This is a genomic window from Streptomyces zhihengii (genome assembly GCF_016919245.1).
GTDB classification, from domain to species: domain Bacteria; phylum Actinomycetota; class Actinomycetes; order Streptomycetales; family Streptomycetaceae; genus Streptomyces; species Streptomyces zhihengii.
Genome location: NZ_JAFEJA010000001.1, coordinates 6,563,216 through 6,589,952, shown reverse-complemented (window position 1 = coordinate 6,589,952; position 26,737 = coordinate 6,563,216). Strand labels below are relative to the sequence as shown.

Here is a 26,737-nt window from a genome sequence, read left to right as displayed (position 1 = left end):
CGCCGGGCCCCACGGCGCCGGGCCCCGCGCGGCGGGGGTCAGGCGTCCCTGGGGGTCACCACCATCGGCATCAGGTCCGCGTGGGCCACCGCCGAGGCGACCTCCTTCGGGACGTGGCCGGGGGCCGGGCGCAGCGACCAGCGGGACAGGATCGTGGCCAGCGCGATCGTCGCCTCGGTGTACACGAACGCGTCACCGATGCACTTGCGGTTGCCCGCGCCGAACGGGACGTAGGCGGTGCGCGCGATCTCCCCGCGCCGCTCGGGCAGCCAGCGGTCCGGGTCGAAGCGGTCGGCGTCCGCGTACACCCCGGGGTCGCGGTGCAGGGCGTAGAGGCTGAAGCCCACCTCGGTGCCGGGGGGCAGCCGATAGCCGCCGAGTTCCACCTCCGCGGTGGTGCGGCGCATCAGCATGGTGACGCCGTGCAGCCGGATCACCTCGTCGAGGACCCGGCGCACGCCCTCCAGACGGGGCACGTCCTCGACGGAGACGGGGCGGTCGCCCACGACGTCCTTGATCTCGGCGACCAGCGCCGCCTCGACCTCGGGGCTCCCGGCGAGCTCGTGGAACGTCCAGGACAGGGTCGCGGCCGTGGTCTCGGCGCCGGCGAAGAGGATGGTGCTCAGCTCGTCCCTGACCTCGACGTCGGAGAGGGCGTCGCCGGTCTCGCCGTCCCTGGCCTCCAGCAGGACCGACAGCAGGTCGCCCTGCCCGCCGGACCCCGAGCGGCGGGTCTCGGCGACGACCTCGTCGATGACCTTGCGCAGGGTCGTGGCCGCCGCGTCGAAGTCGCGGTTGGCCCGGATCGGGAAGCGGTCGAGGAACCGCGGCGAGGCCGCCCGCATCAGCAGGTTCTTCAGGACGACCGGCAGGTTCTCGCGGACCGCCACCACCGCGGGCCGGCCCAGGTCGGTGGAGAACAGCGTGGTGGCGAGGGTCTCGATGGAGTACTGGGCCATCACCGCCTCCAGTTCGACGGTCTGCCCCGGTGTCCAGGAGTCCGCCAGCGCCCGGGCGTTGTCGCTCATCGCCCCGGTGTACTGGGCGATGCGCTGCGGGTGGAACATCGGCTGGATCAGCCGCCGGTGCCTGCGGTGCACCTCCCCGTCGGAGTTCGCGAGGCCGTTGCCCGCGAGCGGGCGCAGCCGGTCGAAGAAGCGGCCCTTCTCGAAGCTGCGCGCCTGGCGCACCGTCACCTCGTGGACGAGCTCGGCCGAGGTGGCGACGTACATCGGCAGCGTGCCCAGGTTGACGCGCACCAGGTCGCCGGAGTCGCGCAGCGACCTCAGGAAGCCGAGGGGCTCGCGCCAGAGGCTGAGCGCGTGGCCGAGGAGGGGGATGCCTCCCGGTGCCACGGGCACCGATCGCAGGTCGGCCGCGGGAGTTCCGGCGAGGGTCACGGGAGAATCCTTTCCGCTGGGGTGGAGGGGTTACAGGGCGGCACGTGCCGCGGCGGGGGCGGCGCAGGCGGCCGGATCGGCGTCGGGCGCGGGCACCAGGTCCCACCACCAGTCGACCGCCGGTATCCCGAGGGGCTCGTGACGGCCGTCGGTCGGGGCGTCGCTGAAGACCGGCGGCAGGTTCGCCGGGTCGTCCGGCGTGGTGTAGCGCACCGAGGTGATGCCCCAGTCCTGGGCGCCGCGGATGAAGCTGGACAGGCTCGCGAGGTACCGGCGCAACTGCGGGCTGCCCTCGCGGGAGAGCTGCTCCGCCAGCCGTACGTAGAGGCACATCACCCGGTCGCGCTGGGCGATCGCGGTCCGCAGCGCCTTCTTCGGGGACAGGCCCTCCTCCTCCAGCACGCGCAGGGCGTTGAGGTAGTAGCCGGAGGACCGGCGCTCCTTGTGGTGGGAGAAGATGTCGTTGTCCCAGGTGATGATGAACGAGGCCATCTCGGCGGCGGCGCGCACCGCGGTGCGGTCGCGCTCGTGCGGCTGGAGCTCGTAGCCGTGGCCCATCTCCAGCATCGGCAGCACCACCGAGGTCGCCCCGTCGTACAGCCGCATCAGGGTGTAGTCGTTGAGGTCGGGCACGGTGCCCGCGCGGCGGTGGGCGGCCTCCCAGACCACGGAGAAGAAGTACTCGCGCAGGGCGTCGATCCAGCGGGCGGTCTGCCCGGCGGTGCCGTAGCGGTCGACGCGCAGACGCAGGTCGCGCAGTCCGGCGGCGAGCGGGTCCTCCGTCATCATCGGCGCCTCGGGGTTCTGCGCCACGCGGATCAGGCGGTGCAGCAGCCCCGCCAGGTCGCCGGGCCGGTGCCCCAGTTCGCCCTCCTCGCAGTGGCCGTCGTCGACGCCGAACAGCCACAGCACGAAGTCGGCGAGGAGGGAGACGACCTCCTCGCGCCCCTCGGGCAGGATCCGCGCCGAGAAGGTGCCGATGTCCTGGACCACGAGCTTGGCGCGCAGCCCGTCCGAGCCGATGCGGAAGGTCTCCGCCCACGCCGCGGTCTGGACATCGATGTCCGCGTGCCGTGGGTGGATGGCCGGCGGTATGGGCGTGAAGATCGGCGGGATGGTGGGGCCCGTCTCGGGGGTCACGGCGGCCTGCCTCTCGATGCGGGTGCGTCGCGTCAACAGCGTTGTCACATGCGCAACGTGCACCACAGAGTGATCAACTATTGCGCATCGTACTCAGCCATCTTGGCCGATCCAATAGGACGATCCCCCGGCAGAACAGCACGAAGCGGGCGGCAATTGGCCGGAATCCTTGCCTGGAGCACCAAGGGATTCCGGCCATGCCGCCCGCTGTGGTGAGCTTCAGCCCTGGTGGGCGCTCGCCAGCGTCTGGAGATACCGCATCAGCGCCATCAGCACGTCCCGGCTGGACGCCCGCGAACGCGCGTCGCACAGCACGATCGGCACGTTCGCCGGCAGGTCGAGCGCCCCCCGCAGCTCGTCCACCGGGTAGGCGGGCGCCTCCGGGAAGGAGTTGACGGCCACCACGAAGGGCACCCCCCGCTCCTCCAGTCGGCCGATCACGTCGAAACTGACCTCCAGCCGGCGGGTGTCGACCAGCACGACGGCGCCCAGCGCGCCCTCGAACAGGCCGCGCCACAGGAACCAGAAGCGCTCCTGGCCCGGGGTGCCGAACAGGTAGAGCACCAGCTCCTCGTTGATGCTGATGCGTCCGAAGTCCATCGCGACGGTCGTCGAGGTCTTGCGCTCCACGCCCGCCGTGTCGTCGACGCCGACCCCGGCCTGGGTCATCGTCTCCTCGGTCGTCAGGGGCCTGATCTCGCTCACCGAGCCGACCAGGGTCGTCTTGCCGACGCCGAAGCCGCCCACGATGACCACCTTGACGGCGGCCGTCGCGGTCGCCGGCAGCACATCCTCGCTCCGCGGCCCAAGAGCCTGCTCAGAGCTTTCGAAGTCCATCGATCACTGCCTCAATCAAAGCGCGGTCGGGGAGTACGGCCGCGCGGACGGGTGCACGGGCCAGCACCTTGTCGTCGGCCAACAGGTCGCTGAGCAGCACGGTGACCACACTCACCGGCAGGCTCAGATAGGCGGAGATCTCGGCCACCGACAACGGCGCCTGGCAGATCCTGATGATCGCCGCGTGCTCCGGCTGCATTCCGGGCTTGGGCCCCGACCTGGCCACGATGAGGGTGACCAGGTCTAAGGCGGTGGGCGAGGAGGAGCCGCTCCGGCCGCCCGTAATCACGTACAGACGTTCCGGGCTGGCGTCCTCCCAGTCCGCGCCCGCGTCGCTCACGCGGTCGGTCCTTCATGCCGCGGCGGCGTGCTCAGGTGCTCTCCGATCCGCAGTACGAGGTCCCGCATGCGCTGGCCCATCAGCCCCGCGTCGACGCCCTCGTCGGCGAGCACGGCGAGGTAGGCACCCGCGCCGGCCGCCATCAGATAGAAGAAGCCGCCGTTCATCTCGATCACCACGAGGCGCATCTGGCCGTCACCGTGCGGGAGTTCCGCGGCCACGGCGCCCGCCAGGCTCTGCAGGCCCGCACAGGCGGCGGCCAGCCGGTCCGCGGTGTCGGTGTCCGAGCCGTACTGCGCCATCCGCAGTCCGTCGGCGGAAAGGACGACGACGTTCCGGGTCTGCGGTACGCCCTCTGCCAGGTCCTTGAGCATCCAGTCCATGTTGGTCTGGTGGGACTGCCGCTGAATCATGGCTGCTCGTTTCCGTTGTTCGTCTTGGAGGTGTCACCGGACAGGCCGTTCTGGAAGGCGGCGAGCCACATGCCGGGCTGCACCGCCGGTTCGGCTTCCGGCTCGGGCTCCGGTGCGGTCGGGTGGGCTGCGAATGCTTCGGCAGGGGCACTGACACGTGACTTGCGGCGCCGCTGGGGCAGCCCGCCCGCCGTCCGCTCCGTCACCGTGAGTGCCTCCTCGTCCCGGGGGAGTGGCTGGCTCGGGCCCGTGGCCTCCCGCTGCGGCCGCGCGGGGGCGGGCGCCCGGGGCGGCAGGGGGGCCGGGGCGGGGGCGGAACCGGTGGCCCGGGGGCCGGACGCCGTGCCGATGCCGTGCGCCAGACCGGTGGCCGACGCGGAGGTGGTGATCAGGTCCTGCGGCACGACGAGGACGGCACGCACGCCGCCGTAGGCGGACGAGCGCAGCGAGACCTGGAAGCCGTACGCCTGCGCCAGCCGGCCGACCACCGCGAGGCCCAGGCGGGGGGTCTCGCCCAGGTCGTTGACGTCGATGCCCTGCTGGGCCTGGCGGAGCATCCGCTCGGCCCGCTGGCGGGCCTCCTCGCTCATGCTGACGCCGCCGTCCTCGATCTCGATGGCGATGCCCGACTGGACGTCCACCGCGGTGAGATGGACCCGGGTCTGCGGCGGCGAGTAGCGGGTGGCGTTGTCCAGCAGCTCCGACAGGGCGTGGATGAGCGGCTCGACGGCGGAGCCGACGACGGCCACCTCCGACACGGTGTGCAGCTCGACGCGCTGGTAGTCGATGATGCGGGACATCGCGCCGCGCATGACGCTGTACAGCGGGACGGACTTGCTCCACTGGCGCCCGGGGCGCGCGCCGCCGAGCACGGCGATGGAGTCGGCCAGCCGGCCGATCAGCGCGGTGCCGTGGTCGATGCGCAGCAGGTCGCCGAAGACCTCGGGGGTCCGGCCGTGCCGGTCCTCCATCTCCCGCAGCTCCTGGGCCTGCTGGTGGACGATGGCCTGCACGCGGCGGGCGATGTTCACGAAGGCGCGCTGCGCGGATCCGCGCAGGTCCTCCTCGGCGCTCACCGCGTCGACCACGGAGCGCAGCACCGCGCGGTGCTCGGCCGAGACGTCGAGCGAGGCGAGCACGTCCTCGGGGAAGGCGCCCTTGCGGAGTTCACCCACCACATGGGGCAGCAGTTCGCCGGCGAGACGGCTGGTCTCGGCCGACTGGCGGGCGTTCTCCGCCTCCTGCGCGGCGAGCCGGTCGCGGAGCTCGGCGATCACCTGGCCGCGCCGCACCACCTCCGCGCAGGCCAGACCGACGGCGACCACGGTCACCGCGGAGACGATCACGACGGGCGTGCGGGCCGATGCGGAGACCAGGAAGACGGCCACGATCGCGGCGGCGACGGTCGCGGCAACGGGCAGTTGCCACACGAGGCCGGACCTCGGCCGCGGACTTCCGGTCGACGTTCCCTGTCGAACCATCAGCATCCTCAGAATCGAACGGGAAAGATCATATGACGACGGGCGGGAGCATATCCCGGTCAGAGACGGGCTGTTGACGCCGGGGCGAGCCGGTGGCGCGATGTCGGCGGCCGAAAACACAAGGAGGCGCGGGGGGGGGGGGGGGGGCGCCCGGCCCCCCCCCCCGCGACGGGTGGTGTGGGCGCCCTGACCTCAGGGAAGATGCTGGCCGTGATCGTGGACTGTGCCATCTACCGCGACGGGCGCCGCACCGAGGGCCCGTCGGACTTCTCGGACGCCCTCGGCCAGGCCCGGGCGTCGGGTGACGCGTTCCTCTGGATCGGGCTGCACGAGCCGACCGAGGACGAGTTCGCGCACGTCTCCGAGGAGTTCGGGCTGCACCCCCTCGCGGTCGAGGACGCCCTGAAGGCCCACCAGCGGCCCAAGCTGGAGGTCTACGACGACTCGCTCTTCGTGGTGCTCAAGCCGGTGGTCTACGAGCCGCGCAGCGACACCGTCAGCGCCGGTGAACTGATGGTCTTCATAGGCGACTCGTTCGTCGTGACCGTGCGCCACGGCGTGGGGGCCCCGCTGCACGACGTGCGGCAGCGCCTGGAGGCGGAGCCCGCGGTGCTGCGCCACGGCCCGACGTCCGTGCTGTACGCGATCAGCGACGCGGTGGTCGACCACTACATCGAGATCGCCGCCGAACTCCAGGTGGACCTGGAGGAGATGGAGACGGAGGTGTTCGCGCCGGGGGCGCGGGACACCAGGAACATGGCAGCCCGGATCTACACCTTCAAGCGGCAGGTGCTGGAGTTCCGCCGGGCGGCCGGTCCGCTGGCCGCGCCGATGGCCCGGCTCACGGGCACCGGGGTGCCGTTCGTGCACGAGCACTCGCAGCCGTTCTTCCGGGACGTGAGCGACCATCTGACCCGGGCGAACGAGCAGGTGGAGGGGCTCGACCGGCTGGTCTCGGACATCCTGTCCGCCCATCTCGCCCAGACCGGGGTGCGGCAGAACGACGACATGCGCAAGATCTCGGCCTGGGCGGCGATGGCCGCGGTGCCCACGATGGTCGCGGGCGTCTACGGGATGAACTTCGAGCACATGCCGGAGCTGCGGTGGCCGTGGGCCTATCCGGCGGTGGTGCTGCTGATGGCCGGCGCCGTGGTGGGGCTGTACCGGCTGTTCAAGCACCGCGGCTGGCTGTGACCGCCGCGGTGCCCGGAGCCGGGCGGGGTCACCGCCGTCAGAGCGCGGGGGCGGGGGTGGGCGGCCCGTCGAGCGCGCCGCGGCGCTCGGGCATGGTGAGGGAGACCATGCGGTGCCAGCCGCCGAACCGCTCGTACGCGTACATCGCGTGGATGCCGGCGGCCAGGACGGCTGACTTGGCCTTCGGCCAGTGCAGCAGCCGTCCCATGTGGCTCATGACGGCGAGGCTGACGTCGCGGTAGACCCGGATCTCGGCGAGGGCGCTCTCGCGCAGCACCCGCTGGATGGTGCGGCCGTGCCCCTCGGCGGCGAGCCGGAGCAACTCCTCGTGGCAGTAGGCCAGGTGGTTGTCCTCGTCGCCGGAGATCTGCCGGATCGCGTTGCCGACCTCGGGGTGGTCGCCGAAGTAGGTGACCAGCATGTCCATCTGGTCGGCGGCCCGCTGCTCGGTGACCCGGCTGTGGGACAGGTAGACGACGATGTCCTCCTCGGTGAGGGGCTCGTCGCCGCGCAGCTTGTCGTGCGCGAGTCCGATGCCCTCCCGCTCCAGGAGCATCGTGTAGTCGGTCTCCGGCGGGACGGGGACGGGGTCGAGGTGCCGCTTGCGCAGCAGACCGTTGAAGATCCGCCCGTGCTTGTCCTCGTCGGCGCCGTGCCGTGTGATCTTGGGGACGAGACCCCGCATGCTCCCGGGCACGAGGGCGGCGATGCGGGCGTTCTCCCAGCCGCCCTGGGCCTCGCCGCTGGCCGCGATCGAGCAGAACAGCCGGTAGCTGTCGTCGCTGTCGATGATCTCCTGGAAAAGACTGCGTGCCGAGAGCATCTCTGCCACCTCCTCACAGGGCGTCCGCCGCCAACGAGTCAAATGCGGGACGCCCCGGGGGGCAACACGGGAGGGGGAACGGCTCACCCGAACGGGGGATGTGTCCGGTGGTGGCCGGGGAGTGACCGATGGCCGCCTCACGCGTTGTACGGGGTGACGGCCGTGGCGGGGAAGACCCCCGAGCCCCCACCACGGCCGCAGAGCTTTCCGCGCTCAGGCGAGGCCCGCGAGCTCCATCGCCTCGGTGCCGGCGCGCAGGGCCGCCAGCCGCTCGTCGAGGGTGAAGCCGGCCGGGGCGAGGGTCAGGGTCGTGACCCCGGCCGCCGCGTAGGCCGTCATCCGGTCGGCGATCCGGGCCACCGGCCCGAGCAGCGCGGTCTGGTCGATGAGCTGGTGCGGGACGGCCGCGGCGGCGCCCGCCTTGTCGCCGGACAGGTACTTGTCCTGGATCTCGGCGGCCTCCTTCTCGTACCCCATGCGCTGGGCGAGCTGGTTGTAGAAGTTCTGCTTGCGGCTGCCCATGCCGCCCACGTACAGCGCGGTGTACGGGCGGAACATGTCGGCGAGACCGGCGACGTCGTCGCCGACGGCGAGCGGCAGGGTCGGGCAGACGTCGAAGCCGTCCATCGTCAGGCCGGCCTTCTCGCGGCCCGCGCGGATGTGGCGGATCGCGGTCTCCTCCAGGTGGTCGGCGGAGGGGAAGATCAGCAGGGCGCCGTCGGCGATCTCACCGGTCTGTTCGAGGTTCTTCGGCCCGATGGCCGCGATGTAGAGCGGGATGTGCTCGCGCTGCGGGTGCACGGTGAGCTTGACCGGCTTGCCGGGGCCGTCGGGGAGCGGCAGCGTCCAGTGCTCGCCCTCGTAGGACAGCCGCTCGCGGGTCATCGCCTTGCGGACGATCTCCACGTACTCGCGGGTGCGGGCGAGGGGCTTGTCGAACTTGACCCCGTACCAGCCCTCGGAGACCTGGGGGCCGGACACGCCGAGGCCGAGGCGGAAACGGCCGCCGGACAGCGAGTCGAGCGTGGCCGCGGTCATGGCCGTCATGGCCGGCTGACGCGCGGGGATCTGGAGGATCGCGGAGCCGACGTCGATCCGCTCGGTCTGGGCGGCGACCCAGCTGAGCACGGTGGGCGCGTCGGAGCCGTACGCCTCCGCGGCCCAGCAGACGTCGTAGCCGAGCCTGTCGGCCTCCTGCGCGACGGCGAGGTTGTCGCCGTCCATCCCCGCACCCCAGTAACCGAGGTTGATGCCGAGCCGCATGAGCGCTCCCTCTTACTGATCAGTAACGTTCCTTTCCGGCGACTCTAGCGTCCGGGCGCCGCGAGCGGCAGGGGAAGGTTGTCCACAGCCTCTCTCCGCGTATGCCCCTGGCCAGTAATCTCAGCGCCCATGGAGCAGAGGCATCTCGGCCGTACCGGCCTGCGCGTGTCCCGGATCGGGCTCGGCACCCTCACCTGGGGCCGGGACACCGACGAACACGACGCTGCCGAGCAGTTGAAGGCGTTCTGGGAGGCGGGCGGGACCCTCGTCGACACCGCCGACGTCTACGGCGGCGGGGAGGCCGAGTACGTGCTCGGCCAGCTCGTGGAGCGGCTGGTGCCCCGGCGGGACCTCGTCATCGCGACCAAGGCCGGCAGCGTGGCCCACCCGGACCGCCGCTTCGACGGCTCGCGCGGGCATCTGCTTGCCGCGCTGGACGCCTCGCTGGCGCGGCTCGGCACCGACCACGTGGACCTGTGGCAGGTCCACGCCTTCGATCCGGACACGCCGCTCGACGAGACGCTCCAGGCGCTCGACATCGCGGTCTCCAGCGGGCGGGCGCGGTACGCCGGCGTGTCGAACTTCTGCGGCTGGCAGCTGGCCAAGGCGGCCACCTGGCAGCTCGCGGCACCGGGCGTACGGACCCGGCTGGCGAGCACGCAGATGGAGTACTCGCTGCTCCAGCGGGGCATCGAGCGCGAGGTGCTGCCCGCGGCGCTGGACCTCGGGGTGGGGCTGCTGCCGTCCTCCCCGCTGGGCCGGGGTGTGCTGACCGGCAAGTACCGCTCGGGTGTGCCGACCGGGTCGCGCGGGGCGTCGGACCACATGGCGCCGTTCGTCGAGCCGTACCTCGACGAGGACGCGAGCCGGATCGTGGACGCCCTGGCGACGGCGGCGGACGGTCTGGCGACCACCCCGCTGGAGGTGGCGCTCGCATGGGTGCGCGACCGGCCGGGGGTGGTGGCGCCGATCGTCGGCGCGCGCAACGCGAAGCAGCTCATGGCGGCGTTGTCGGTGGAGGCCCTTAGTCTTCCTGACGAGATCTGCCGGGCGCTGGACGATGTCTCGGCGCCCGTGCACCGCTATCCCGACCAGGACTGGAGCACGCTGTGACCGCGCGCACCCCGGGCCCCCTCTCCGGCCCCTCCCCCGACTCGCCCCCCGAGGACCCCGCCACGGGGGAGGCCGCCGGAGGCGGCGGGACGAGTGAGGCGGGGGTTGCCCGGGCGGGCGGTCTTGAGGGCGAGGCCGCCGAGGTGGGGCCCGGGGCCGACGCGTCGGCTGACGCCACGCAGGCGGGCGAGGCCGAGGGCGACGCCTCCCAGGCGGCGGGACAGGCAGGCGCGGCGGAAGCCCCAGCCGCCGCAGAGGATGAGGCCGGCACGGACACCACACCGGCCGACGGCGGCGAGCAGCCCGAGGCAGGCTCCGCCTCCGAGGCGGGCGGGCCCGAGCCCGACGCGTCGGCTGACGCCACGCAGGCGGGCGAGGCCGAGGGCGACGCCTCCCAGGCGGCGGGACAGGCAGGCGCGGCGGAAGCCCCAGCCGCCGCAGAGGATGAGGCCGGCACGGACACCGCACCGGCCGACGGCGGCGAGCGCCCCGAGGCCGAGGCAGGCTCCGAGGCCGGCGCAGCCGCCGACGGCGCGCAGGAGGGTGGGGTCAGTGAGGCGGAGGCCGAGCTCGCGGCGCAGCGGGAGTTGAGGGCGCGGATCGAGCGGCGGAAGGCAGAGCGGGGCGGGCCGGTCGCGAGTGGGGCCGGGCTCAGCGGGACGGCCGCCGATCTGCTGGCCGCCGTGCGGGCCGTCGAGGGCGGGGCGCCGGCGACCGCGTACTTCGACGAGGCCCCGGCCGTGCCCCGCCGCCCCGATCCGGTTCCCGCACCCGCCCCCGTCAGGGCGGTGGCGGCCCCCGCACCGGACCGGGAGGCGGCTGCGGAGACGGTGGACGCGGTGCGTGCGGTCCTCGAACGGGGCGGGGCGCCCGGGGCGCTCGCCGGGCAGGTGGTCGAGGTGCTCGGGGAGGCGGCCGGGGAGCGGCTCGCCGAGGACCCGTGGCAGCTTCTCGCCGTGCCGGGCGTGCGGCCCGAGCAGGCGGACGGGTTCGCGCGGGCGCTGCTGGGGGCCGCGTGCGGGCCCGACGACGAGCGGCGGGCGGCGGCGCTGGTGGGCTGGGTCCTGGAGCGGGCCGCGCTCCGCGGCCACACCGCGCAGGACGCGTCCGCCGTGCGCGCGGCGCTCGCCGAACGGCAGGTGCCCGACCCGGACAAGGCCGTGCAGCAGGCGGTCGAGTCGGGCGTCGCGCTCGTGTTCCAGGAAGGACTGGAGGAGGCCGCGGAAGGCGGGGACGACGGGGAAGGCGCCGGGGAGGACGTGGGGCCGGTGACGGTGCTGCTGGGGCTCGACCGGTACGCGATGGCCGAGGAGAGCCTCGCCGAGGGCCTGGCCCGGCTGATCCGGACGTGCGCGCCCGCCGAGTGGGAGGGCACCGAGCTGGTGCGGGCCGCCGGCGCGAACGGGGTCGTGCTGCACACCGGCGGCGAGGCGGCACGCGCCGAGCCAGCCGCCCTGGTGGCCGGTGCCCGGGCGCGCGGTGTGCGCGCCCTGCTGGCCGTGCACGGCGCCGACGGGATCCGCAGGCTCGGCGCCGGGGCGGGGGCCGTCACCGTCGCGTCGCTGCTGGACGGCTCGGCCGGGCCGGGCCGCGACGAGGACGGGGCGTTCGCCCTGGATCTGCTGGTGGTGCTGGACGCCCCGCAGCTCGACGTGGAGACGGCCGCCGTGCTGGTCGAGTCGATGCCGGACGGCAGCCGTCTGGTGCTCGGCGGCGACCCGGGTGTGCTGCCGTCCGCGGGCGCCGGCCAGGTGCTCGGGGATCTGCTCGCCGCCCGGGTGTGCCCGCAGGTCGCCTCCCGGACACCGGACCCGGGCCCTCTCGGGGAGCTGGTCTCCGGCATCGGCATCGGGGAGCTGAACCAGGTCGAGGCGCCCGGCAAGGAGATCGTGATCGTGCCGGTGCGGGACGCCGGGGAGGCGGTGCACCGGGCGGTGCAGCTCGTGGCCGACTCGGTGCCCCGGGCCATCGGCGTACCCGCCGGGCAGACGCAGGTGATCACCGTCGGGCACGGCGGCTCCGCCGGCACCCGGGCGCTCAACGCGGCCCTGAAGCAGCGGCTCAATCCGGGCCCCGGCCGCTTCGGCGGCTTCGACCCGGGCGACCGGGTCGCCTACGCGCAGGGGCTCGGCCGGACGGTCACGGGCACGGTGGTGTCCGCCGGTGCCGACGGCCTCCACCTGGACTGCGACGGCACCGCGACGGTGGTGCCCCGGGCGCGCGTGGAGTCCGCGGTGCGCCACGGCTGGGCGCTGACGGCCCACCAGGCCGCCGGGGCGCGGTGGCCCGCGGTCGTCGTGGTGCTGCCCGGCGACGCCGCGCAGGGGCTGAGCAGGCCCTGGGTGTACACGGCCTTCGGCCGGGGCGAGCGCCACGTCTCGGTCGTCCACGGTGTCGACCAGGCGCTCCCCCGCGCCGTGGCCGAGGTCCCGGGCGAGCCGCGCACCACCCGGCTGCGCGGGCTGCTGGAAGGGCTGCTGGCCGGCACGGAGTGAGCCCCCGGGGCCCCGCACACGCCACGGGCCCCGGGCCGGGCCGCACACGCCGCGGCCCCGGTGCGGGCGGCGTGACGCCGCCCCCACCGGGGCCCTGGCCGCCCGGGGCCCGTCCCGCCCGGCGGCGCCGGGTACGGCACCCACCCGGCGGCGGGGCGCCGCCCCGGGTCACTCCTCCAGGTCGCCGGTCTCCTCGAAGTCCCCGAGGTCGTCCTCGTCGAAGACGGAGCTGACGTCGAACCGGCAGACCACGCGCTGGGGGTCGGCCTGGTCGAACGGCATGCTCAGCCACTCCCCCGGCTCGGGCAGCTCGTCGGCGGCGGCGACCCAGAGCGTGGAGTCGCCCTCCTCCAGGCCGAACTCCTTGTGCCGGGAGGCGATCTCGTCCGGTTCGTACTCCCCGAAGAGGACACCGAGCGCCGCGTGCACGCTGGCTCCCACCACCGGCGCACTCCCGGGGAGCTCCTGCGCGCCCCGGTCGAGGTCGGCGATGCGCTGCGTCTGGGCGAGCAGCCGCTGCGGTTCGACCACCGCGTAGTCGCGCCGGATCAGCACGCTGAGGGCGTTCGGTTCCTCGGGCCCCGCGTACGGCGGCAGCGAGTCGTCCGCGCCCGGGATCTCGAAGGGGGTCACCTCGTCGTAGCGGTCGTAGAGCCTCTCGTCGTAGGCCTCGGCCGCCGTGGCGAGGGCGTTGAAGGCCTCGTAGACGGCCGGGTCGTCCTCGCCCGAGCGGTTCTCGACCGCCGCCAGGTGACGGTCCAGTGCGGCTTTGACCGCCTCGGCGGCGGCACGTACCTCGGCAGCGGTGGGCTGCGCAGCATCAGACATAGTGCAGACGCTATCCGTACCGGGCCGGTGCCCGCACAATAGATGCGATGCCGGAATACGAATTTGTCGACGTGTACGTACCGCGCGGGGTCTCCCGCAAGGAGGCGACACGACTGCTGACCGACCACGCCGAGTACGGACACTGGGAGTTGGACCGACTGACGCTGCACCGGGACGGAAGCCGCCGGGTGCGTCTGCGCCGGCGGATCATCCGCCAGGTACGCGCCACCTGGTGATCGCCGACCGCCGGGGAGCGGACCCCTCGTCGAGGGATCCGCTCCCCGGCGTACGCACGCCGTCACGCTCCGGTCGGCGTGCGAGGGGGCCCGGCTACGCGGCCGCGCGCGCCCGGCGGTAGAGCACCGCACCGGCCAGGAGCATGCCGACGCCCGCCGGGGCGAGGACGTCGAGCGCGCCCATGCCGGTCTCCGCGAGCTGCTCGTCGCCCTTGGGCGGCGTGACCGTCTGGGCGCCGGGGGTGTTCGGCTCCTGCGAGGCGCCCGGGGTGTGCGGCGTCCGCGGCTGCTCGGGCTTCGGCGTCTGCGGTGTCTCCGGGGTCACGGGGGTCTCCGGGACCTCGGGGGCGTTCGCGCAGTCGTTGCCGAACGAGGGGTTGAGCAGCCCGCCGATGGTGATGCTGTTCCCGCAGGCGTTGACCGGCACGTCGACCGGGGCCTGCACGTTGTTGCCCGAGCCGACGCCCGGCGAGTTGCTGGTGCCGCCGCCCGCGTGCGAGCCGCCCCCGGCGTGCGAACCGCCGCCCTGGCCGCCACCGCCGCCGTGCGAACCGCCCCCGTGCGAACCGCCGCCGCCCGAGCCGCCGCCGTGCGAACCGCCCCCGCCGTGCGAGCCGCCGCCCGGAGCGGACACGTTGGCACACGAGTTGCCCATGGCCGGGTTGAGGAGTCCCACGACGTCCACGGTGTTGCCGCAGGCGTTCACGGGGACGTGGACGGGCGCCTGGACCGAGTTCCCGGACAGTACGCCCGGGGAGTTGGACGCTCCGCCGGCCGCCACCGAGTCCGCCTGTGCGTACCCCCCGCCGAGCGCGATGACCCCGCCTGCCGCCGCAACGGAGATCAGGCCCTTCCGCGTGACCTGTCGCATGTGTGATGCCCTGCCTTCCAGCTGTCAGGTTGCCCCGGTCCACTGCCCGGGGAAAGGAAGAACCGGGCGGCCCCGGAGTGCATGGCACGCACTCCGGAACCGCCCGGATGTCCGACCCGGTCCCTGGGGACCGGGTCGGCACGTCACATGAACGTCAGGCGTTGACGCAGGTGTTGCCGAAGGCGGGGTTCAGCAGGCCGATCACGTTGACCGTGTTGCCGCACACGTTCACCGGGATGTGGATCGGCGCCTGGACGACGTTGCCCGAGAGCACGCCGGGGGAACCGACAGCGGCACCCTGGGCGCCGGCGTCGGCCATGGCCACACCCGCGCCAGCGAGCACCAGACCACCGGTGGCAGCCGCAGCAGCGACGACCTTCTTGATCATTATTCCTCCTAGTTGGCACAAGCGGTCCCAGCCGCGGACCGCACCACCTGTAACGAGGAGGGCGCACGGGGGCTACGAGGCGAAACCCCCATTCACTCTTTCCGGTGGGACGGGGACAGACGGTCGATTGGCGTCGGCTGAGCCCGTCCCCGGTGCCCGGCGGATCAGCACTGGTCGATGAAGCGGTCGAGGACCCGCACCCCGAAGGTCAGCCCGTCGACCGGGACGCGCTCGTCCACGCCGTGGAACATGCCCGCGAAGTCCAGCTCCGGGGGCAGCTTGAGCGGCGCGAAGCCGAAGCAGCGGATGCCGAGGTCGTCGAAGGACTTGGCGTCGGTGCCGCCGGAGAGCATGTACGGGACGGCCCGGGCGATGGGGTCCTCGGCCTTGAGGGCGCTCTGCATGGCGTCGACCAGCGCGCCGTCGAAGCTCGTCTCCAGCGCCTTGTCGCCGTGGACGTCCTCGCGCTTGACCCGGGGGCCGAGCAGCCGGTCCAGGTCGGCCAGGAACTCCTGCTCGTAGCCGGGCAGGAAGCGGCCGTCGACGTGGGCGGTGGCCTGGCCGGGGATGACGTTCACCTTGTAGCCGGCGCCGAGCATGGTGGGGGCGGCGGAGTTGCGCAGGGTCGCGCCGACCATCTTGGCGATGCCGCCGAGCTTGGCGAGGGTGGCGTCCATGTCCTCGGGGTCGAGCGGGGTGCCGAGGGCGTCGGAGAGCTCGTCGAGGAACGAGCGCACGGTCTTGGTGACCCGGACCGGCCAGGTGTGCCGGCCGAGGCGGCCGACGGCCTCGCACAGCTCGGTGATCGCGTTGTCGTTGTTGGTCATCGAGCCGTGGCCGGCGGTGCCCTCGACCGTCAGCCGCATCCAGTGCATGCCCTTCTGGGCGGTCTCGACCAGGTACAGGCGCAGGTTCTCGTTGACGGTGAAGGAGAATCCGCCGACCTCGCCGATGGCCTCGGTCACGCCCTCGAAGAGGTCGGGGTGCTTGTCGACGAGGTACCGGGCGCCGTAGGTGCCGCCGGCCTCCTCGTCCGCGAGGAAGGCGAGCACGATGTCGCGCGGGGGCTTGCGGCCGCTGCGCAGCCGGTCGCGGACGACGGCGAGGGTCATCGCGTCCATGTCCTTCATGTCCACCGCGCCGCGGCCCCACACGCAGCCGTCGGCGATCTCGCCGGAGAACGGGTGGTGGGTCCAGTCCTCGGCGTTGGCCGGGACGACGTCCGTGTGCCCGTGGATGAGCAGCGCCGGCCGGGAGGGGTCCTCGCCCTCGATGCGGGCCACGGTGGAGGCACGGCCCTTGTGGGACTCGATGATCCGGGGTTCGAGGCCCACCTCGGCGAGCTTCTCGGCGACGTACTCGGCCGCGGCGCGCTCGCCGGGGCCCGAGTGGTCGCCGTAGTTGCTGGTGTCGATCCGGATCAGCTCGCTGCAGAGGTCGACGACCTCGTCCTCCCCGGAGACGGTCCTGGTCGCATGGGACTCGCTCACGCTGATTCCTCCCGATGTCGCTGCTGGTGGTCCTGCCGCCATCCTCTCGCCATCGCCGCCGGTTCCCCAAGGGCGGCTCCCGGTCGTCGCACGGTGTTCACGGCGGCCGGGGGTGTGATCGGGCAGGGCCGAATGTTTGCTATGGTTTTCCACGTCGGAACGGCCCGGGGCCGCGAGACAGACACCTTGTCCGGGTGGCGGAATGGCAGACGCGCTAGCTTGAGGTGCTAGTGCCCTTTATCGGGCGTGGGGGTTCAAGTCCCCCCTCGGACACCAGAGAGATCCCCACAGCTTCGGCTGTGGGGATTTTTTCGTTGCCCCTGCCGCGGCCCTTGACCCGGGACCGCGGTGGTTCTACGTTCTGCGATGTTCATATATGAGAACGCAGTCCAGAACCATGGTTCCTCGCGCGTTGGGCTGCGGCATCGCCACCGCACCGCACCAGCACCCCCGCCGACGCCTGCCACGAAGCCGCAGGTGAGGAAAGGAATCCTTGTGCGCACGAAGAACAAGCATGTCAGAAGGGTGAGGGGCCGCACAGCGGCCGTTTTCGCCACAGCCGGCTCGGTCATCGCCGTGGGCATCGCGGCCCTGGCGACCGCCACCTCGGCGTCCGCCGCCCCCGCACCGGGCTCGTACAGCCTGAAGAACGCCGGCAGCGGACTGTGTCTCCAGGTGCCGGGCGCCTCGACCGGCAGCGGCGTCCAGCTCGCCCAGTCGTCGTGCAACGGCGCCGCCGAGCAGACCTTCACGCTCGCCGCGTCCGGCGGCGGCTACACGCTGACCGCCGCCCACAGCGGCAGGTGCGCCGGCGTACGGGACGCGTCCACCAGCGCGGGCAAGCCCGTCGAGCAGCAGTCCTGCTCCGGCGCCGCGACGCAGGTGTGGAAGCTGACCGAGACCGGCAGCGGCTTCCAGGTCGTCAACGGCAACGGCGGCAAGTGCCTCAACGTCAAGGACAGCTCGACGGCGTCCGGCGCCCTGATCCAGCAGAACTCCTGCGACTCGGTGAAGAGCAAGCACTGGACCTTCACCCCCGCCGGTTCCACGCCGCCGCCCACGACCCCGCCGCCCACCACGCCGCCGCCGACGAACCCGGGCGACCGGCCGGCCTGGCCCTCCGCCAACGGCCAGCAGGCCGTGGGCTCGACCATCGCCGTCTCCGGCACCCTCGACGGCAACATGAAGCGCTACTACGGCACCGGCGACCTCGGCGACGACGGCCAGAGCGAGGACCTGCCCGCCCTGTTCGAGCTGGCCGACGGCGCCACCCTGCAGAACGTGATCCTCGGCTCGCCCGCCGCGGACGGCGTCCACTGCAAGGGCACCTGCACGCTCAAGAACGTCTGGTGGGAGGACGTGGGCGAGGACGCGGCCACCTTCCGCGGCAGCTCCGCCTCGCTGCTGCGCACGGTCGACGGCGGCGGCGCCAGGCTCGCCTCCGACAAGGTGTTCCAGCACAACGGCGCCGGCACCCTGGTGGTCAAGAACTTCCAGGCCGACGACATCGGCAAGCTGGTCCGCTCCTGCGGCAACTGCTCCACGCAGTACGCCCGGCACATCCAGGTGCAGAACGTCTGGCTGACGGCCCCGGCCGACTCGCTCGTCGGCATCAACACCAACTACGGCGACACCGCGCGCCTGAGCGGTGTCACCGTGTACGACGACGCCGGCCGGGACATCGAGATCTGCACGAAGTACAAGGGCACCACCAGCGGTGAGCCCAGCAAGATCGGCAGTGGGCCCGACAGCACCAACTGCCTCTACCGCGAGTCGGACATCACCTACGTCGACTGATTCCGGCGCCCGCCGACCGGGCCGCGCCCCGGGCCCGCTGTGGGGCCCGGGGCGCGGTCCGTGCCGTCACGGGGCCGTAGAGTCCCGTCGGTGAGGCGACGACACACCACCCCCGCGCCGCTGCCCCAGCGCGACGGCATCGACCCGGCGCGGGTGCGGCTGCCCGAGGATCCGTCCGGGGCCTGGCCGACCGTCCGCGACCACCTGGTGGCGCGCTACGGCCGGGCGATCGGGACGGAGCGGGTGGACGCGATGCTCGCGGCGGGGCGCTTCGTCGACCGGGACGGGCCGGTGGGCGGCGCCGAGCCGTACACGGCGGGACGGACCCTCTGGTTCCACCGGGACTTCCCGCCGGAGGAGCCGGTGCCGTTCACCGTCGGAGTCGTCTTCCGCGACGAGCGGCTGGTGGTCGCGGACAAGCCGCACTTCCTCGCCACGATGCCCCGGGGCAGCCATGTCACCGACACCGCGCTGGCGCGGCTGCGGAGGGACCTCGGGCTGCCGCTGCTCCAGCCGGCGCACCGGCTGGACCGGCTCACGGCCGGCCTGGTGCTGTTCGTGGTGCGGCCCGCGGACCGGGGGGCGTATCAGACGATGTTCCGCGACCGGGCGGTGCGCAAGGAGTACGAGGCGCTCGCCGCGCACGATCCGGACGTGGCGCTGCCGCGCACCGTGCGCAGCCGGATCGTGAAGGAGCGGGGGGTGCTCGCCGCGTACGAGGTGCCGGGCGAGCCGAACAGCGAGAGCCGGGTGGAGCTCGCCGGGGTGCGGGAGGGGACCGGCCGGTACCGGCTGCTGCCGCGTACCGGCCGGACCCATCAGCTGCGGGTGCACATGAACGCCCTCGGCCTGCCGATCCTGGGCGACCCGCTGTACCCGGTGGTGCGGGACGAGGGGCCGGAGGACTTCGGGCGTCCGCTGCAACTGCTGGCGCGGGCACTGGAGTTCACCGACCCCGTCACCGGGGAGGAGCGCCGGTTCACCAGCCGGCGCTCGCTGGATCAGTGGCCGCGGTCGAGCCACTCCTGAACGTGCAGCGCCTCGTCGCCGACGGTGGTGGAGTCGCCGTGACCGGTGCGCACGACGGTCTCGGGCGGGAGGGTGAGCAGCCGCTCGCGGATCGACTCGACGATGGTCGGGAAGTGGGAGAAGGACCGTCCGGTCGCGCCGGGGCCGCCCTGGAAGAGGGTGTCGCCGGTGAAGACGGTGCCGAGCTCCGGGGCGTGGAGGCAGACGGCGCCGGGCGCGTGGCCGGGGGTGTGCAGCACGGTCAGCGCGGTGCCGGCGACGGTGATCGTCTGCCCGTCGGCGAGTTCGCCGTCGGGGGCCCGGTCGGGGTGGGTCTGCTTCCACAGCGGCAGGTCGTCCGGGTGGAGCAGGACGGGGGCGCCGGTCGCCGCGGCGAGGGCCGGGGCGGCGTCGATGTGGTCGTTGTGCGCGTGGGTGCAGACGATCGCGCGCAGGGTGCGCCCGCCGAGGGCGGCGAGGATCGCGTCGGCGTCGTGGGCGGCGTCGACGACGATCGCCTCGGTGTCGTCGCCGACGATCCAGACGTTGTTGTCGACGTCCCAGGTGCCGCCGTCGAGGGAGAAGGTGCCGGAGGTGACCAGGTGGTCGACGCGGGCGGTCACAGGACCACCACCGAACGCAGCACGTCGCCCTCGTGCATCCGCGCGAACGCCTTCTCGACATCGCCGAGGCCGATGGTCTCGGTGACGAAGGCGCCGAGGTCGATGCGGCCCTGCTGGTGCAGGTCGATCAGCATCGGGAAGTCGCGGGAGGGCAGGCAGTCGCCGTACCAGGAGGACTTCAGGGAGCCGCCGCGGCCGAAGACGTCCAGCAGGGGCAGTTCCAGCTTCATGTCGGGCGTGGGCACGCCGACCAGGACCACGGTGCCGGCGAGATCGCGGGCGTAGAACGCCTGGGCGTACGTCTCGGGACGGCCGACGGCCTCGATGACGACGTCGGCGCCGAAGCCGCCGGTGAGCTCGCGCACGGCCTCGACGGCGTCGGTGGAGCGGGAGTTGACGGTGTGGGTGGCGCCCATCGAGCGGGCGGTCTCCAGCTTGCGGTCGTCGATGTCGACGGCGATGATCTTCGCGGCCCCGGCGAGGCGGGCGCCCACGACGGCCGCGTCGCCGACTCCGCCGCAGCCGATGACGGCGACGGTGTCGCCGCGGCCGACCTCACCGGTGTTGACGGCGGCCCCGATGCCGGCCATGACGCCGCAGCCGAGCAGTCCGGCGACGGCCGGGGAGACGGCCGGGTCGACCTTGGTGCACTGGCCCGCGGCGACGAGGGTCTTCTCGGCGAAGGCGCCGATACCGAGGGCGGGCGACAGCTCGGTGCCGTCGGCGAGGGTCATCCTCTGCTTGGCGTTGTGGGTGTCGAAGCAGTACCAGGGGCGTCCGCGGCGACAGGCGCGGCAGCGGCCGCAGACGGCGCGCCAGTTGAGGATCACGAAGTCGCCCGGGGCAACCTCGGTGACGCCCTCGCCGACGGACTCCACGACTCCGGCGGCCTCGTGGCCGAGGAGGAAGGGGAACTCGTCGTTGATCCCGCCCTGCTTGTAGTGCAGGTCGGTGTGGCACACGCCGCACGCCTGGATCGCCACCACCGCCTCCCCCGGTCCCGGGTCGGGGATGGTGATGGTCTCCACCCGTACCGGCTCGTTCCTCCCGGGTGCGATCACACCGTTCACCTGCTGCGGCATCGCAGAACCTGCCCTTCGTCACACGTGATGTGGCTCCACACTATGACCTGTTCAGGGCGCGTGCCGCGCCGCCCCGCACAGGCCGGAGCCCCGCGGGTCGCAGGGACCCGCGGGGCTCCGGGTGGGGGGCCGTGGGGGGCTCGGGGCGGCCGGCGCGGCCCGGTCAGGGGCTGGTGCGGCCGGCGGCGACGGCGCGGACCCGGCCGCGCACCAGGAACCAGCCGCCGACGAGGGCGGCGGCGATGAGCGGCAGGCAGTTGACGGTGGTGCGGCTGATGCCGCCGTCCATCCACATCAGGACGAGGACGGAACCGAGGAAGAACAGGGTCACGATCTGGGTGTACGGGGCCCAGGGGAGCCGGTATCCGGGGCGGGTGACCCGGCCGTCCTGCGAGCGGTTCCAGAACAGCAGCGAGCAGACCATGATCATGGCCCAGGTGCCGATGATGCCGACCGAGGCGAAGTTGAGCACCAGCTCGAAGGCCTCGCCCGGCATGACGTAGTTGAGGACGACACCGAGGACACCGAAGCCCGCGGTCAGCAGGATGCCGCCGTAGGGGACGCCGCCCCGGTTCATCACCCCGGTGAAGCGGGGCGCCGAGCCGGCCACCGACATCGAGCGCAGGATGCGGCCGGTGGAGTAGAGGCCCGAGTTCAGGCTGGAGAGCGCCGCGGTGAGCACGACGAGGTTCATCACACCGGCCGCGCCCGGGACGCCGAGGCGGTCGAAGACGGTGACGAAGGGGCTCTCGTCGCCGGTGTACGCGGTGTACGGGAGCAGCAGGGCGAGCAGGACGACCGAGCCGACGTAGAACAGGCCGACGCGCCACATGATCGAGTTGATCGCCTTCGGCATGATCTTGCCGGGGTTCTCGGTCTCGCCGGCGGCGACGCCGCACAGCTCGACGGAGGCGTAGGCGAAGACGACGCCCTGGATCAGCAGCAGCATCGGCATGACGCCGCTGGGGAAGACGCCGCCGTTGTCGCCGATGGTGGCGAGGCCCGGGGTGTGGCCGCCGATGTCGTGGGAGGTGACGATCAGGAAGATGCCGATCAGCATGAAGACGACCAGGGCCGCCACCTTGACGATCGCGAACCAGAACTCCATCTCGCCGAAGTACTTCACCGAGATGAGGTTGGCGGCCAGCACCACCGCGAGCGCGATCAGGGCGAGGACCCACTGGGGGACGTCGCTGAACATGGCCCAGAAGTGGGCGTAGGTGGCCGCGGCGGTGATGTCGGCGATGGCGGTGGTCGACCAGTTGAGGAAGTAGAGCCAGCCCGCGGTGTAGGCGCCCTTCTCCCCCATGAACTCACGGGCGTAGCTGACGAAAGCGCCGGACGAGGGGCGGTACAGGACCAGCTCGCCGAGGGCGCGGACGACGAAGAAGGCGAAGACGCCGCAGACCGCGTAGGCGATGAACAGCGAGGGGCCGGCCTCGGCCATGCGGCCGCCCGCCCCGAGGAAGAGTCCGGTGCCGATGGCACCGCCGATGGCGATCATGTTGATGTGCCGCGACTTGAGGTCCTTGCGGTACCCGGCGTCTCCGGCATCGGTGTGGGGGGTGCCCGTGGTGGCGGCGGAGGTGCCGGCCGCAGCCATGGTGCGGTCGCTCATAGAGGGATGTTCGCCTTCGTGAGGGGGGATGTGCGGTACCCGGCCGTCCGCCGGCGGCCTTCCCGGCGGCGGAGGGTGGTCGCCGCGGTGTGGCCCAGGGGCACGTCGGCCCGGGCCTCATCGTCGAGGCAACCCTGGGATTTTGGCAGTGAGCAACCTCACCCAGGTAGACATCTGAGGAATTTCAGAGGTTTCAGCAGGGTGTTGAAAGGCCGCACGGTGCGGGGCGGCCCCCCGGCCGCTCAGGGAGCGAGGACGTCCAGCTCTTCCAGGGCCCCGACGGCGATCTCCCGGGTGAGCCGTTCCGCCCGCGCGGCGTCGCCTTCGCGAACGGCTTCGGCGACCTGCACATGGAGGGTGACGGCGGCCGGGTCGGGGTCCTCGAACATCACGTGGTGATGGGTGCGGCCGGCGAGCACCTCGGCGACGACGTCGCCGAGCCGGGCGAACATCTCGTTGCCCGAGGCGCACAGCACGATGCGGTGGAAGGCGATGTCGTGCTTCAGATAGCCCTCGAGCTGCTGGCCGCGCGAGGTGGCGACCATGCCCAGCGCGCACTCGGTGAGGGCGGCGCACTGCTCGGGGGTGGCGTGGACGGCGGCGAGCGAGGCGGCGACCGGTTCGATCGCGGACCGCAGCACGGTCAGCGAGCGGAGCTGCCGGGGCCGGTCGGTGCCCGCGAGGCGCCAGCGGATGACGCGCGGGTCGTAGACGTTCCACTCGTCGGCGGGCCGGACGGTCACCCCGACCCGGCGGCGGGACTCCACGAGGTGCATCGACTCCAGCACCCGGACCACCTCCCGCACGACGGTGCGCGAGACGTCGAAGCGCTGGGCGACCTCGTCGGTGCGCAGCACACTGCCCGGCGGATACTCGCCGGCCGCGATGGCGAGACCGAGGGTGTCGAGCACGTGGGTGTGGAGCCCTCGGCCATCTGTGGTCATGGACAAAGCGTACGGGGCGGGGGTCACGCCGCCGCCGCGGGGAAGGCGCGGGGGACGCGCCCGGGCGCGGTCCCGGGCGCGGACACCTCCGGCGGGGCGGACGGCGGCACCCGGGAACAAAAAGTATGACGTTTATGTCTCAACCTCTTGAATAAGTCGTACCTAATGGGTTTCAGTAGCGCGACGGACCGATGTCGTGAGTCGACGAAGACGGACAGCGAGGCACGTGATGAGCACCCCCCACGTCGTTGTGGTGATGGGCGTGGCAGGAACCGGCAAGACCACCGTCGGTCCCCTGCTCGCCGCCGCACTGGGCGTTCCCTACGCCGAGGGCGACGACTTCCACCCCCCGGCCAACATCGCCAAGATGTCGGCCGGCACCCCGCTGGACGACGAGGACCGCCGCCCCTGGCTCGACGCGATCGGCTCATGGGCGCACGGCAGGGCGGGCCGGGGCGGAGTCGTCTCCAGCTCCGCGCTCAAGCGCGAGTACCGCGACCGGCTGCGGGCCTCCGCGCCCGACGCCGTCTTCCTCCACCTCACCGGCAGCCGCGAGCTCATCGAGCAGCGGATGACGGGGCGCAAGGGCCACTTCATGCCCACCGCGCTGCTGGACTCCCAGTTCGCCACCCTCCAGCCCCTGGAGGATGACGAGGCGGGCGTCGCCGTCGACGTGTCCGGCACCCCAGAAGAGATCACCCGACGGGCCGTCGCCGCGCTGCGCGGGCTCGAAGACCTCCCCGAAGACTAAGGACCCACCGTGACCAGTCTCAGCGTCGAGACGCTGGCAGCGGACGCCGTCGAGCCGATCACCTCGGCGGGCAACGCGCAGCTCGGCTTCGCCGTCCTGGCGGGCATCGCCGTCATCGTCGTGCTCATCACCAGGTTCAAGCTGCACGCCTTCCTCGCCCTCACCATCGGGTCGCTCGCACTCGGCGCGTTCGCCGGCGCGCCGCTCGACAAGGCGATCACCTCGTTCACCGCGGGCCTCGGCGCCACCGTCGCCGGTGTCGGTGTGCTGATCGCCCTCGGCGCGATCCTGGGCAAGCTGCTCGCCGACTCCGGCGGCGCCGACCAGATCGTCGACACGATCCTCGCCAAGGCCAGTGGCCGCGCCATGCCGTGGGCGATGGTGCTCATCGCCTCGATCATCGGTCTGCCGCTCTTCTTCGAGGTCGGCATCGTGCTGCTGATCCCGGTCGTGCTGATGGTCGCCAAGCGCGGCAACTACTCGCTGATGCGCATCGGCATCCCGGCGCTCGCCGGCCTCTCCGTGATGCACGGCCTCATCCCGCCGCACCCCGGCCCGCTGGTGGCGATCGACGCCATCGGCGCCAACCTCGGTGTCACGCTGGCGCTCGGCCTCGTCGTCGCCGTGCCCACGGTGATCATCGCGGGCCCGCTCTTCTCCAAGTACGCCGCCCGCTGGGTCGACATCCCGGCGCCGGAGAAGATGATCCCCCAGCGCGCCTCCGACGAGCTGGAGAAGCGCCCGAGCTTCGGCGCGACCGTCGCCACCGTGCTGCTGCCGGTCGTCCTGATGATGGCCAAGGCCCTCGTGGACATCGTCGTCGACAACCCGGAGAACGGCGTCCAGCGCGTCACCGACGTCATCGGCTCGCCGCTGATCGCCCTGCTCGCCGCCGTGATAGTCGGCCTGTTCACCCTCGGCCGTGCCGCCGGGTTCACCAAGGACCGCCTCTCCACCACCGTCGAGAAGTCGCTCGCCCCGATCGCCGGTGTGCTGCTCATCGTCGGCGCCGGCGGCGGCTTCAAGCAGACCCTGATCGACATCGGCGTCGGCCAGATGATCCTGGACTTCTCCGAGAACTGGGCCATCCCGACGCTGCTGCTCGCCTGGCTGATCGCCGTGGCGATCCGGCTCGCGACCGGCTCCGCGACGGTGGCGACGATCTCCGCCGCCGGACTCGTCGCGCCGCTGGCGGCCGACATGTCCACCTCGCACGCCGCCCTGCTGGTGCTCGCGATCGGTGCGGGCTCGCTCTTCTTCAGCCATGTCAACGACGCCGGCTTCTGGCTGGTGAAGGAGTACTTCGGCATGAGCGTCGGCCAGACGATCAAGACCTGGTCGGTGATGGAGACCATCATCTCGGTCGTCGGCATCGTGTTCGTCCTGCTGCTCTCGCTGGTGCTGTAGCCGCCCGGACGGACGGCTGGGCGAGGGACCAGGGGCCGGTCCCGGACGGGGAGACCCGTCCGGGACCGGCCCTTCGCCGTGCGCCCAGGGGGCGCTGCGTTCGCGCCACCGCCGCCGCGGGCCTGGGGCACACGCCGCCGGGTGCATAGGATCGGCCCCATGGCCAAACCCGATGAGCTGCTCGTCGACATCGCCGCCAGGGTCGAGTCCGGACACAGCAATCAGATGTCCCTGACCGTGGTCACCCACGGCGCCGTCATCACCGGCCGGCTGGCACCCGAGGCCGTGTGGCGCCAGCGGGTGTCCGAGGTCCTCGCGGACTCGGAGCGCCTCGGCGAGTTCGCCGGCGTCTTCACCGCCTCGGCACCGCACGACGGCCCGCCGACGCATCTGCACTTCCATGTCGCCCGGATCCTCCAGGGCACCGTGGGGATCCCGGAGACCGGCGGGATGTACCGCGTCCCGATCGGGGACGTCGGCGCCTGGACCGTGGGCGACTTCAGCTACTCCGACGGCTGAGCCCCCGGGGCACGCGCCCGTCCGCGGGGCGCCGGGCTGCCAGAATGCGGCTGCATGGAGAACCGTGAAGCGCTCAAGCCGTATCTGCTGGCCTTCCCCGGACCGCTGCGCGACCGGCTCGTGGCCGCGGTGCTCGGCGGGGAGAAGGTCTCGACGACCGGGCTGCTCGCCGAGTACGAGGCGGAGGCGGAGGAACTGCCCCCGGTCGGGGAGCGCTCGGCGCTGATCGACTCGGCGGGGCGCGAGGTCGCCGTGCTGGAGGTGACCGAGGTGCGGGTGCTCCCGCTCGGCGAGGTCGATCTGTGCCACGCCCTGGACGAGGGCGAGGGGTACGCCTCGGTGGCCGAGTGGCGGGCGGGCCACGAACGCTTCTGGCACTCCGAGGAGATGCGCGAGGCGCTCGGCGACCCGGAGTTCACCGTGGACGACAGCACGATGGTGGTGGCGGAGCGGTTCCGCGTGGTGGAGCGGCTGGACGGGGCGGGGGACGTTTCCGGCACGGGGGCCGGCGCCGGCACCGGTGTGTCCGGCACGGGCGCCGTGGTGGGGCCGGGCCCGGGGGCCGATTCCGCCAGGGGCTCCGGCACGGCGGCCGGCGGCGCGGGCGGGGCCGGATCCGGTGCCGGAGCGCACGGGGCGGACGTACCGGGGGCGGACGACGCCGCCGCGGCGTCCG

25 protein-coding genes, 1 tRNA gene and 1 pseudogene are annotated in these 26,737 nt (G+C 72.8%); 11 read left to right on the top strand and 16 right to left on the bottom strand.

The window, feature by feature from the left end; translation table 11 throughout:
• Positions 1 to 38: 38 nt before the first annotated feature.
• The 6 genes from JE024_RS28140 to JE024_RS28115 all read right to left on the bottom strand — a co-directional run bounded on the left by JE024_RS28140 (position 39) and on the right by JE024_RS28115 (position 5,611).
• Positions 39 to 1,400, bottom strand: a complete 1,362-nt coding sequence (locus JE024_RS28140; protein ID WP_244883100.1) for a cytochrome P450 — start codon at positions 1,398 to 1,400, stop codon at positions 39 to 41.
• A 30-nt stretch (positions 1,401 to 1,430) separates the two neighbouring features.
• The gene (locus tag JE024_RS28135; RefSeq protein WP_417842524.1) at positions 1,431 to 2,579 is read right to left on the bottom strand and encodes a selina-4(15),7(11)-diene synthase; all 1,149 of its coding nucleotides are present in this window, start codon (positions 2,577 to 2,579) and stop codon (positions 1,431 to 1,433) included.
• Between the two features lie 180 nt (positions 2,580 to 2,759).
• A complete protein-coding gene (locus JE024_RS28130; protein WP_205376264.1) occupies positions 2,760 to 3,377 on the bottom strand; it encodes a GTP-binding protein in 618 nt (205 codons plus the stop codon).
• Positions 3,358 to 3,717, bottom strand: a complete 360-nt coding sequence (locus JE024_RS28125; RefSeq protein WP_205375408.1) for a DUF742 domain-containing protein — start codon at positions 3,715 to 3,717, stop codon at positions 3,358 to 3,360. The genes JE024_RS28130 and JE024_RS28125 overlap by 20 nt, the downstream gene beginning before the upstream one ends.
• Positions 3,714 to 4,130, bottom strand: a complete 417-nt coding sequence (locus JE024_RS28120) for a roadblock/LC7 domain-containing protein (RefSeq protein ID WP_147986481.1) — start codon at positions 4,128 to 4,130, stop codon at positions 3,714 to 3,716. The genes JE024_RS28125 and JE024_RS28120 overlap by 4 nt, the downstream gene beginning before the upstream one ends.
• Positions 4,127 to 5,611, bottom strand: coding sequence for a sensor histidine kinase (locus JE024_RS28115; RefSeq protein WP_205376263.1), 1,485 nt, complete (start codon positions 5,609 to 5,611; stop codon positions 4,127 to 4,129). The genes JE024_RS28120 and JE024_RS28115 overlap by 4 nt, the downstream gene beginning before the upstream one ends.
• 201 nt (positions 5,612 to 5,812) lie before the next feature.
• On the opposite strand from JE024_RS28115, the gene corA reads away from it, so the two are divergent.
• Positions 5,813 to 6,805 carry a magnesium/cobalt transporter CorA gene (gene corA, locus JE024_RS28110; RefSeq protein ID WP_205376763.1) on the top strand — a complete coding sequence of 331 codons (993 nt, stop codon included), beginning with the start codon at positions 5,813 to 5,815 and terminating at the stop codon, positions 6,803 to 6,805.
• A 37-nt stretch (positions 6,806 to 6,842) separates the two neighbouring features.
• On the opposite strand, the gene JE024_RS28105 is transcribed toward corA, so the two are convergent.
• Together JE024_RS28105 and JE024_RS28100 are read right to left on the bottom strand one after the other, a co-directional pair.
• Positions 6,843 to 7,628: a ferritin-like domain-containing protein gene (locus tag JE024_RS28105; protein WP_205376262.1), complete on the bottom strand. Its 786-nt coding sequence runs from the start codon at positions 7,626 to 7,628 to the stop codon at positions 6,843 to 6,845.
• A 213-nt stretch (positions 7,629 to 7,841) separates the two neighbouring features.
• Positions 7,842 to 8,891 (bottom strand): LLM class F420-dependent oxidoreductase, encoded by a 1,050-nt coding sequence (locus JE024_RS28100; protein ID WP_205376261.1) that lies wholly within the window; start codon positions 8,889 to 8,891, stop codon positions 7,842 to 7,844.
• A gap of 129 nt (positions 8,892 to 9,020) precedes the next feature.
• Between JE024_RS28100 and JE024_RS28095 the strand changes: the two genes are divergently transcribed.
• Entirely contained in the window at positions 9,021 to 10,004 is a 984-nt protein-coding gene (locus tag JE024_RS28095) for an aldo/keto reductase (protein WP_205376260.1), read from the top strand.
• A 143-nt stretch (positions 10,005 to 10,147) separates the two neighbouring features.
• The gene (locus JE024_RS28090; RefSeq protein ID WP_205376762.1) at positions 10,148 to 12,499 is read left to right on the top strand and encodes a helix-hairpin-helix domain-containing protein; all 2,352 of its coding nucleotides are present in this window, start codon (positions 10,148 to 10,150) and stop codon (positions 12,497 to 12,499) included.
• Positions 12,500 to 12,667: 168 nt separating this feature from the next.
• Here JE024_RS28090 and JE024_RS28085 read toward each other — a convergent pair whose 3' ends face one another.
• Positions 12,668 to 13,327 (bottom strand): hypothetical protein, encoded by a 660-nt coding sequence (locus JE024_RS28085; RefSeq protein ID WP_205376259.1) that lies wholly within the window; start codon positions 13,325 to 13,327, stop codon positions 12,668 to 12,670.
• A 47-nt stretch (positions 13,328 to 13,374) separates the two neighbouring features.
• On the opposite strand from JE024_RS28085, the gene JE024_RS28080 reads away from it, so the two are divergent.
• A complete protein-coding gene (locus JE024_RS28080; RefSeq protein ID WP_100106356.1) occupies positions 13,375 to 13,563 on the top strand; it encodes a DUF5703 family protein in 189 nt (62 codons plus the stop codon).
• 94 nt (positions 13,564 to 13,657) lie between these two features.
• Here JE024_RS28080 and JE024_RS28075 read toward each other — a convergent pair whose 3' ends face one another.
• The 3 genes from JE024_RS28075 to JE024_RS28065 all read right to left on the bottom strand — a co-directional run bounded on the left by JE024_RS28075 (position 13,658) and on the right by JE024_RS28065 (position 16,312).
• Positions 13,658 to 14,434 (bottom strand): chaplin, encoded by a 777-nt coding sequence (locus tag JE024_RS28075; RefSeq protein ID WP_205376258.1) that lies wholly within the window; start codon positions 14,432 to 14,434, stop codon positions 13,658 to 13,660.
• Positions 14,435 to 14,588: 154 nt separating this feature from the next.
• On the bottom strand, positions 14,589 to 14,822 hold the full coding sequence (locus tag JE024_RS28070) for a chaplin (protein ID WP_147990618.1): 234 nt from the start codon (positions 14,820 to 14,822) through the stop codon (positions 14,589 to 14,591).
• 164 nt (positions 14,823 to 14,986) lie between these two features.
• On the bottom strand, positions 14,987 to 16,312 hold the full coding sequence (locus JE024_RS28065; RefSeq protein ID WP_205376257.1) for a M20/M25/M40 family metallo-hydrolase: 1,326 nt from the start codon (positions 16,310 to 16,312) through the stop codon (positions 14,987 to 14,989).
• A gap of 188 nt (positions 16,313 to 16,500) precedes the next feature.
• On the opposite strand from JE024_RS28065, the gene JE024_RS28060 reads away from it, so the two are divergent.
• From JE024_RS28060 to JE024_RS28050, 3 genes are all read left to right on the top strand, one after another.
• Positions 16,501 to 16,588, top strand: a tRNA-Leu gene (locus JE024_RS28060).
• Positions 16,589 to 16,837: 249 nt separating this feature from the next.
• Positions 16,838 to 18,109, top strand: a complete 1,272-nt coding sequence (locus tag JE024_RS42370; RefSeq protein ID WP_372449850.1) for a pectate lyase — start codon at positions 16,838 to 16,840, stop codon at positions 18,107 to 18,109.
• 90 nt (positions 18,110 to 18,199) lie between these two features.
• On the top strand, positions 18,200 to 19,138 hold the full coding sequence (locus JE024_RS28050; protein WP_205376255.1) for a pseudouridine synthase: 939 nt from the start codon (positions 18,200 to 18,202) through the stop codon (positions 19,136 to 19,138).
• Here JE024_RS28050 and JE024_RS28045 read toward each other — a convergent pair.
• The 4 genes from JE024_RS28045 to JE024_RS28030 all read right to left on the bottom strand — a co-directional run bounded on the left by JE024_RS28045 (position 19,111) and on the right by JE024_RS28030 (position 23,384).
• Complete coding sequence (locus JE024_RS28045; protein ID WP_205376254.1) at positions 19,111 to 19,740, bottom strand: MBL fold metallo-hydrolase; 630 nt, start codon at positions 19,738 to 19,740, stop codon at positions 19,111 to 19,113. The two genes, JE024_RS28050 and JE024_RS28045, sit on opposite strands and share 28 nt — an antisense overlap.
• A complete protein-coding gene (locus JE024_RS28040; protein ID WP_205376253.1) occupies positions 19,737 to 20,822 on the bottom strand; it encodes an S-(hydroxymethyl)mycothiol dehydrogenase in 1,086 nt (361 codons plus the stop codon). Before JE024_RS28040 ends, JE024_RS28045 begins: the two co-directional genes overlap by 4 nt.
• Before the next feature lie 163 nt (positions 20,823 to 20,985).
• Entirely contained in the window at positions 20,986 to 22,440 is a 1,455-nt protein-coding gene (locus tag JE024_RS28035; RefSeq protein WP_205376252.1) for an amino acid permease, read from the bottom strand.
• Between the two features lie 242 nt (positions 22,441 to 22,682).
• A complete protein-coding gene (locus tag JE024_RS28030; protein WP_205376251.1) occupies positions 22,683 to 23,384 on the bottom strand; it encodes a FadR/GntR family transcriptional regulator in 702 nt (233 codons plus the stop codon).
• A 229-nt stretch (positions 23,385 to 23,613) separates the two neighbouring features.
• Between JE024_RS28030 and JE024_RS28025 the strand changes: the two genes are divergently transcribed.
• From JE024_RS28025 to JE024_RS28010, 4 genes and pseudogenes are all read left to right on the top strand, one after another.
• Positions 23,614 to 24,135 carry a gluconokinase gene (locus JE024_RS28025; protein ID WP_205376250.1) on the top strand — a complete coding sequence of 174 codons (522 nt, stop codon included), beginning with the start codon at positions 23,614 to 23,616 and terminating at the stop codon, positions 24,133 to 24,135.
• Positions 24,136 to 24,144: 9 nt separating this feature from the next.
• On the top strand, positions 24,145 to 25,542 hold the full coding sequence (locus JE024_RS28020; protein WP_205376249.1) for a GntT/GntP/DsdX family permease: 1,398 nt from the start codon (positions 24,145 to 24,147) through the stop codon (positions 25,540 to 25,542).
• Positions 25,543 to 25,701: 159 nt separating this feature from the next.
• The gene (locus tag JE024_RS28015) at positions 25,702 to 26,061 is read left to right on the top strand and encodes a hypothetical protein (RefSeq protein ID WP_205376248.1); all 360 of its coding nucleotides are present in this window, start codon (positions 25,702 to 25,704) and stop codon (positions 26,059 to 26,061) included.
• Between the two features lie 54 nt (positions 26,062 to 26,115).
• Positions 26,116 to 26,517: pseudogene (locus JE024_RS28010) on the top strand (ASCH domain-containing protein); the annotation flags it as partial.
• Between the last annotated feature and the right edge of the window lie 220 nt (positions 26,518 to 26,737).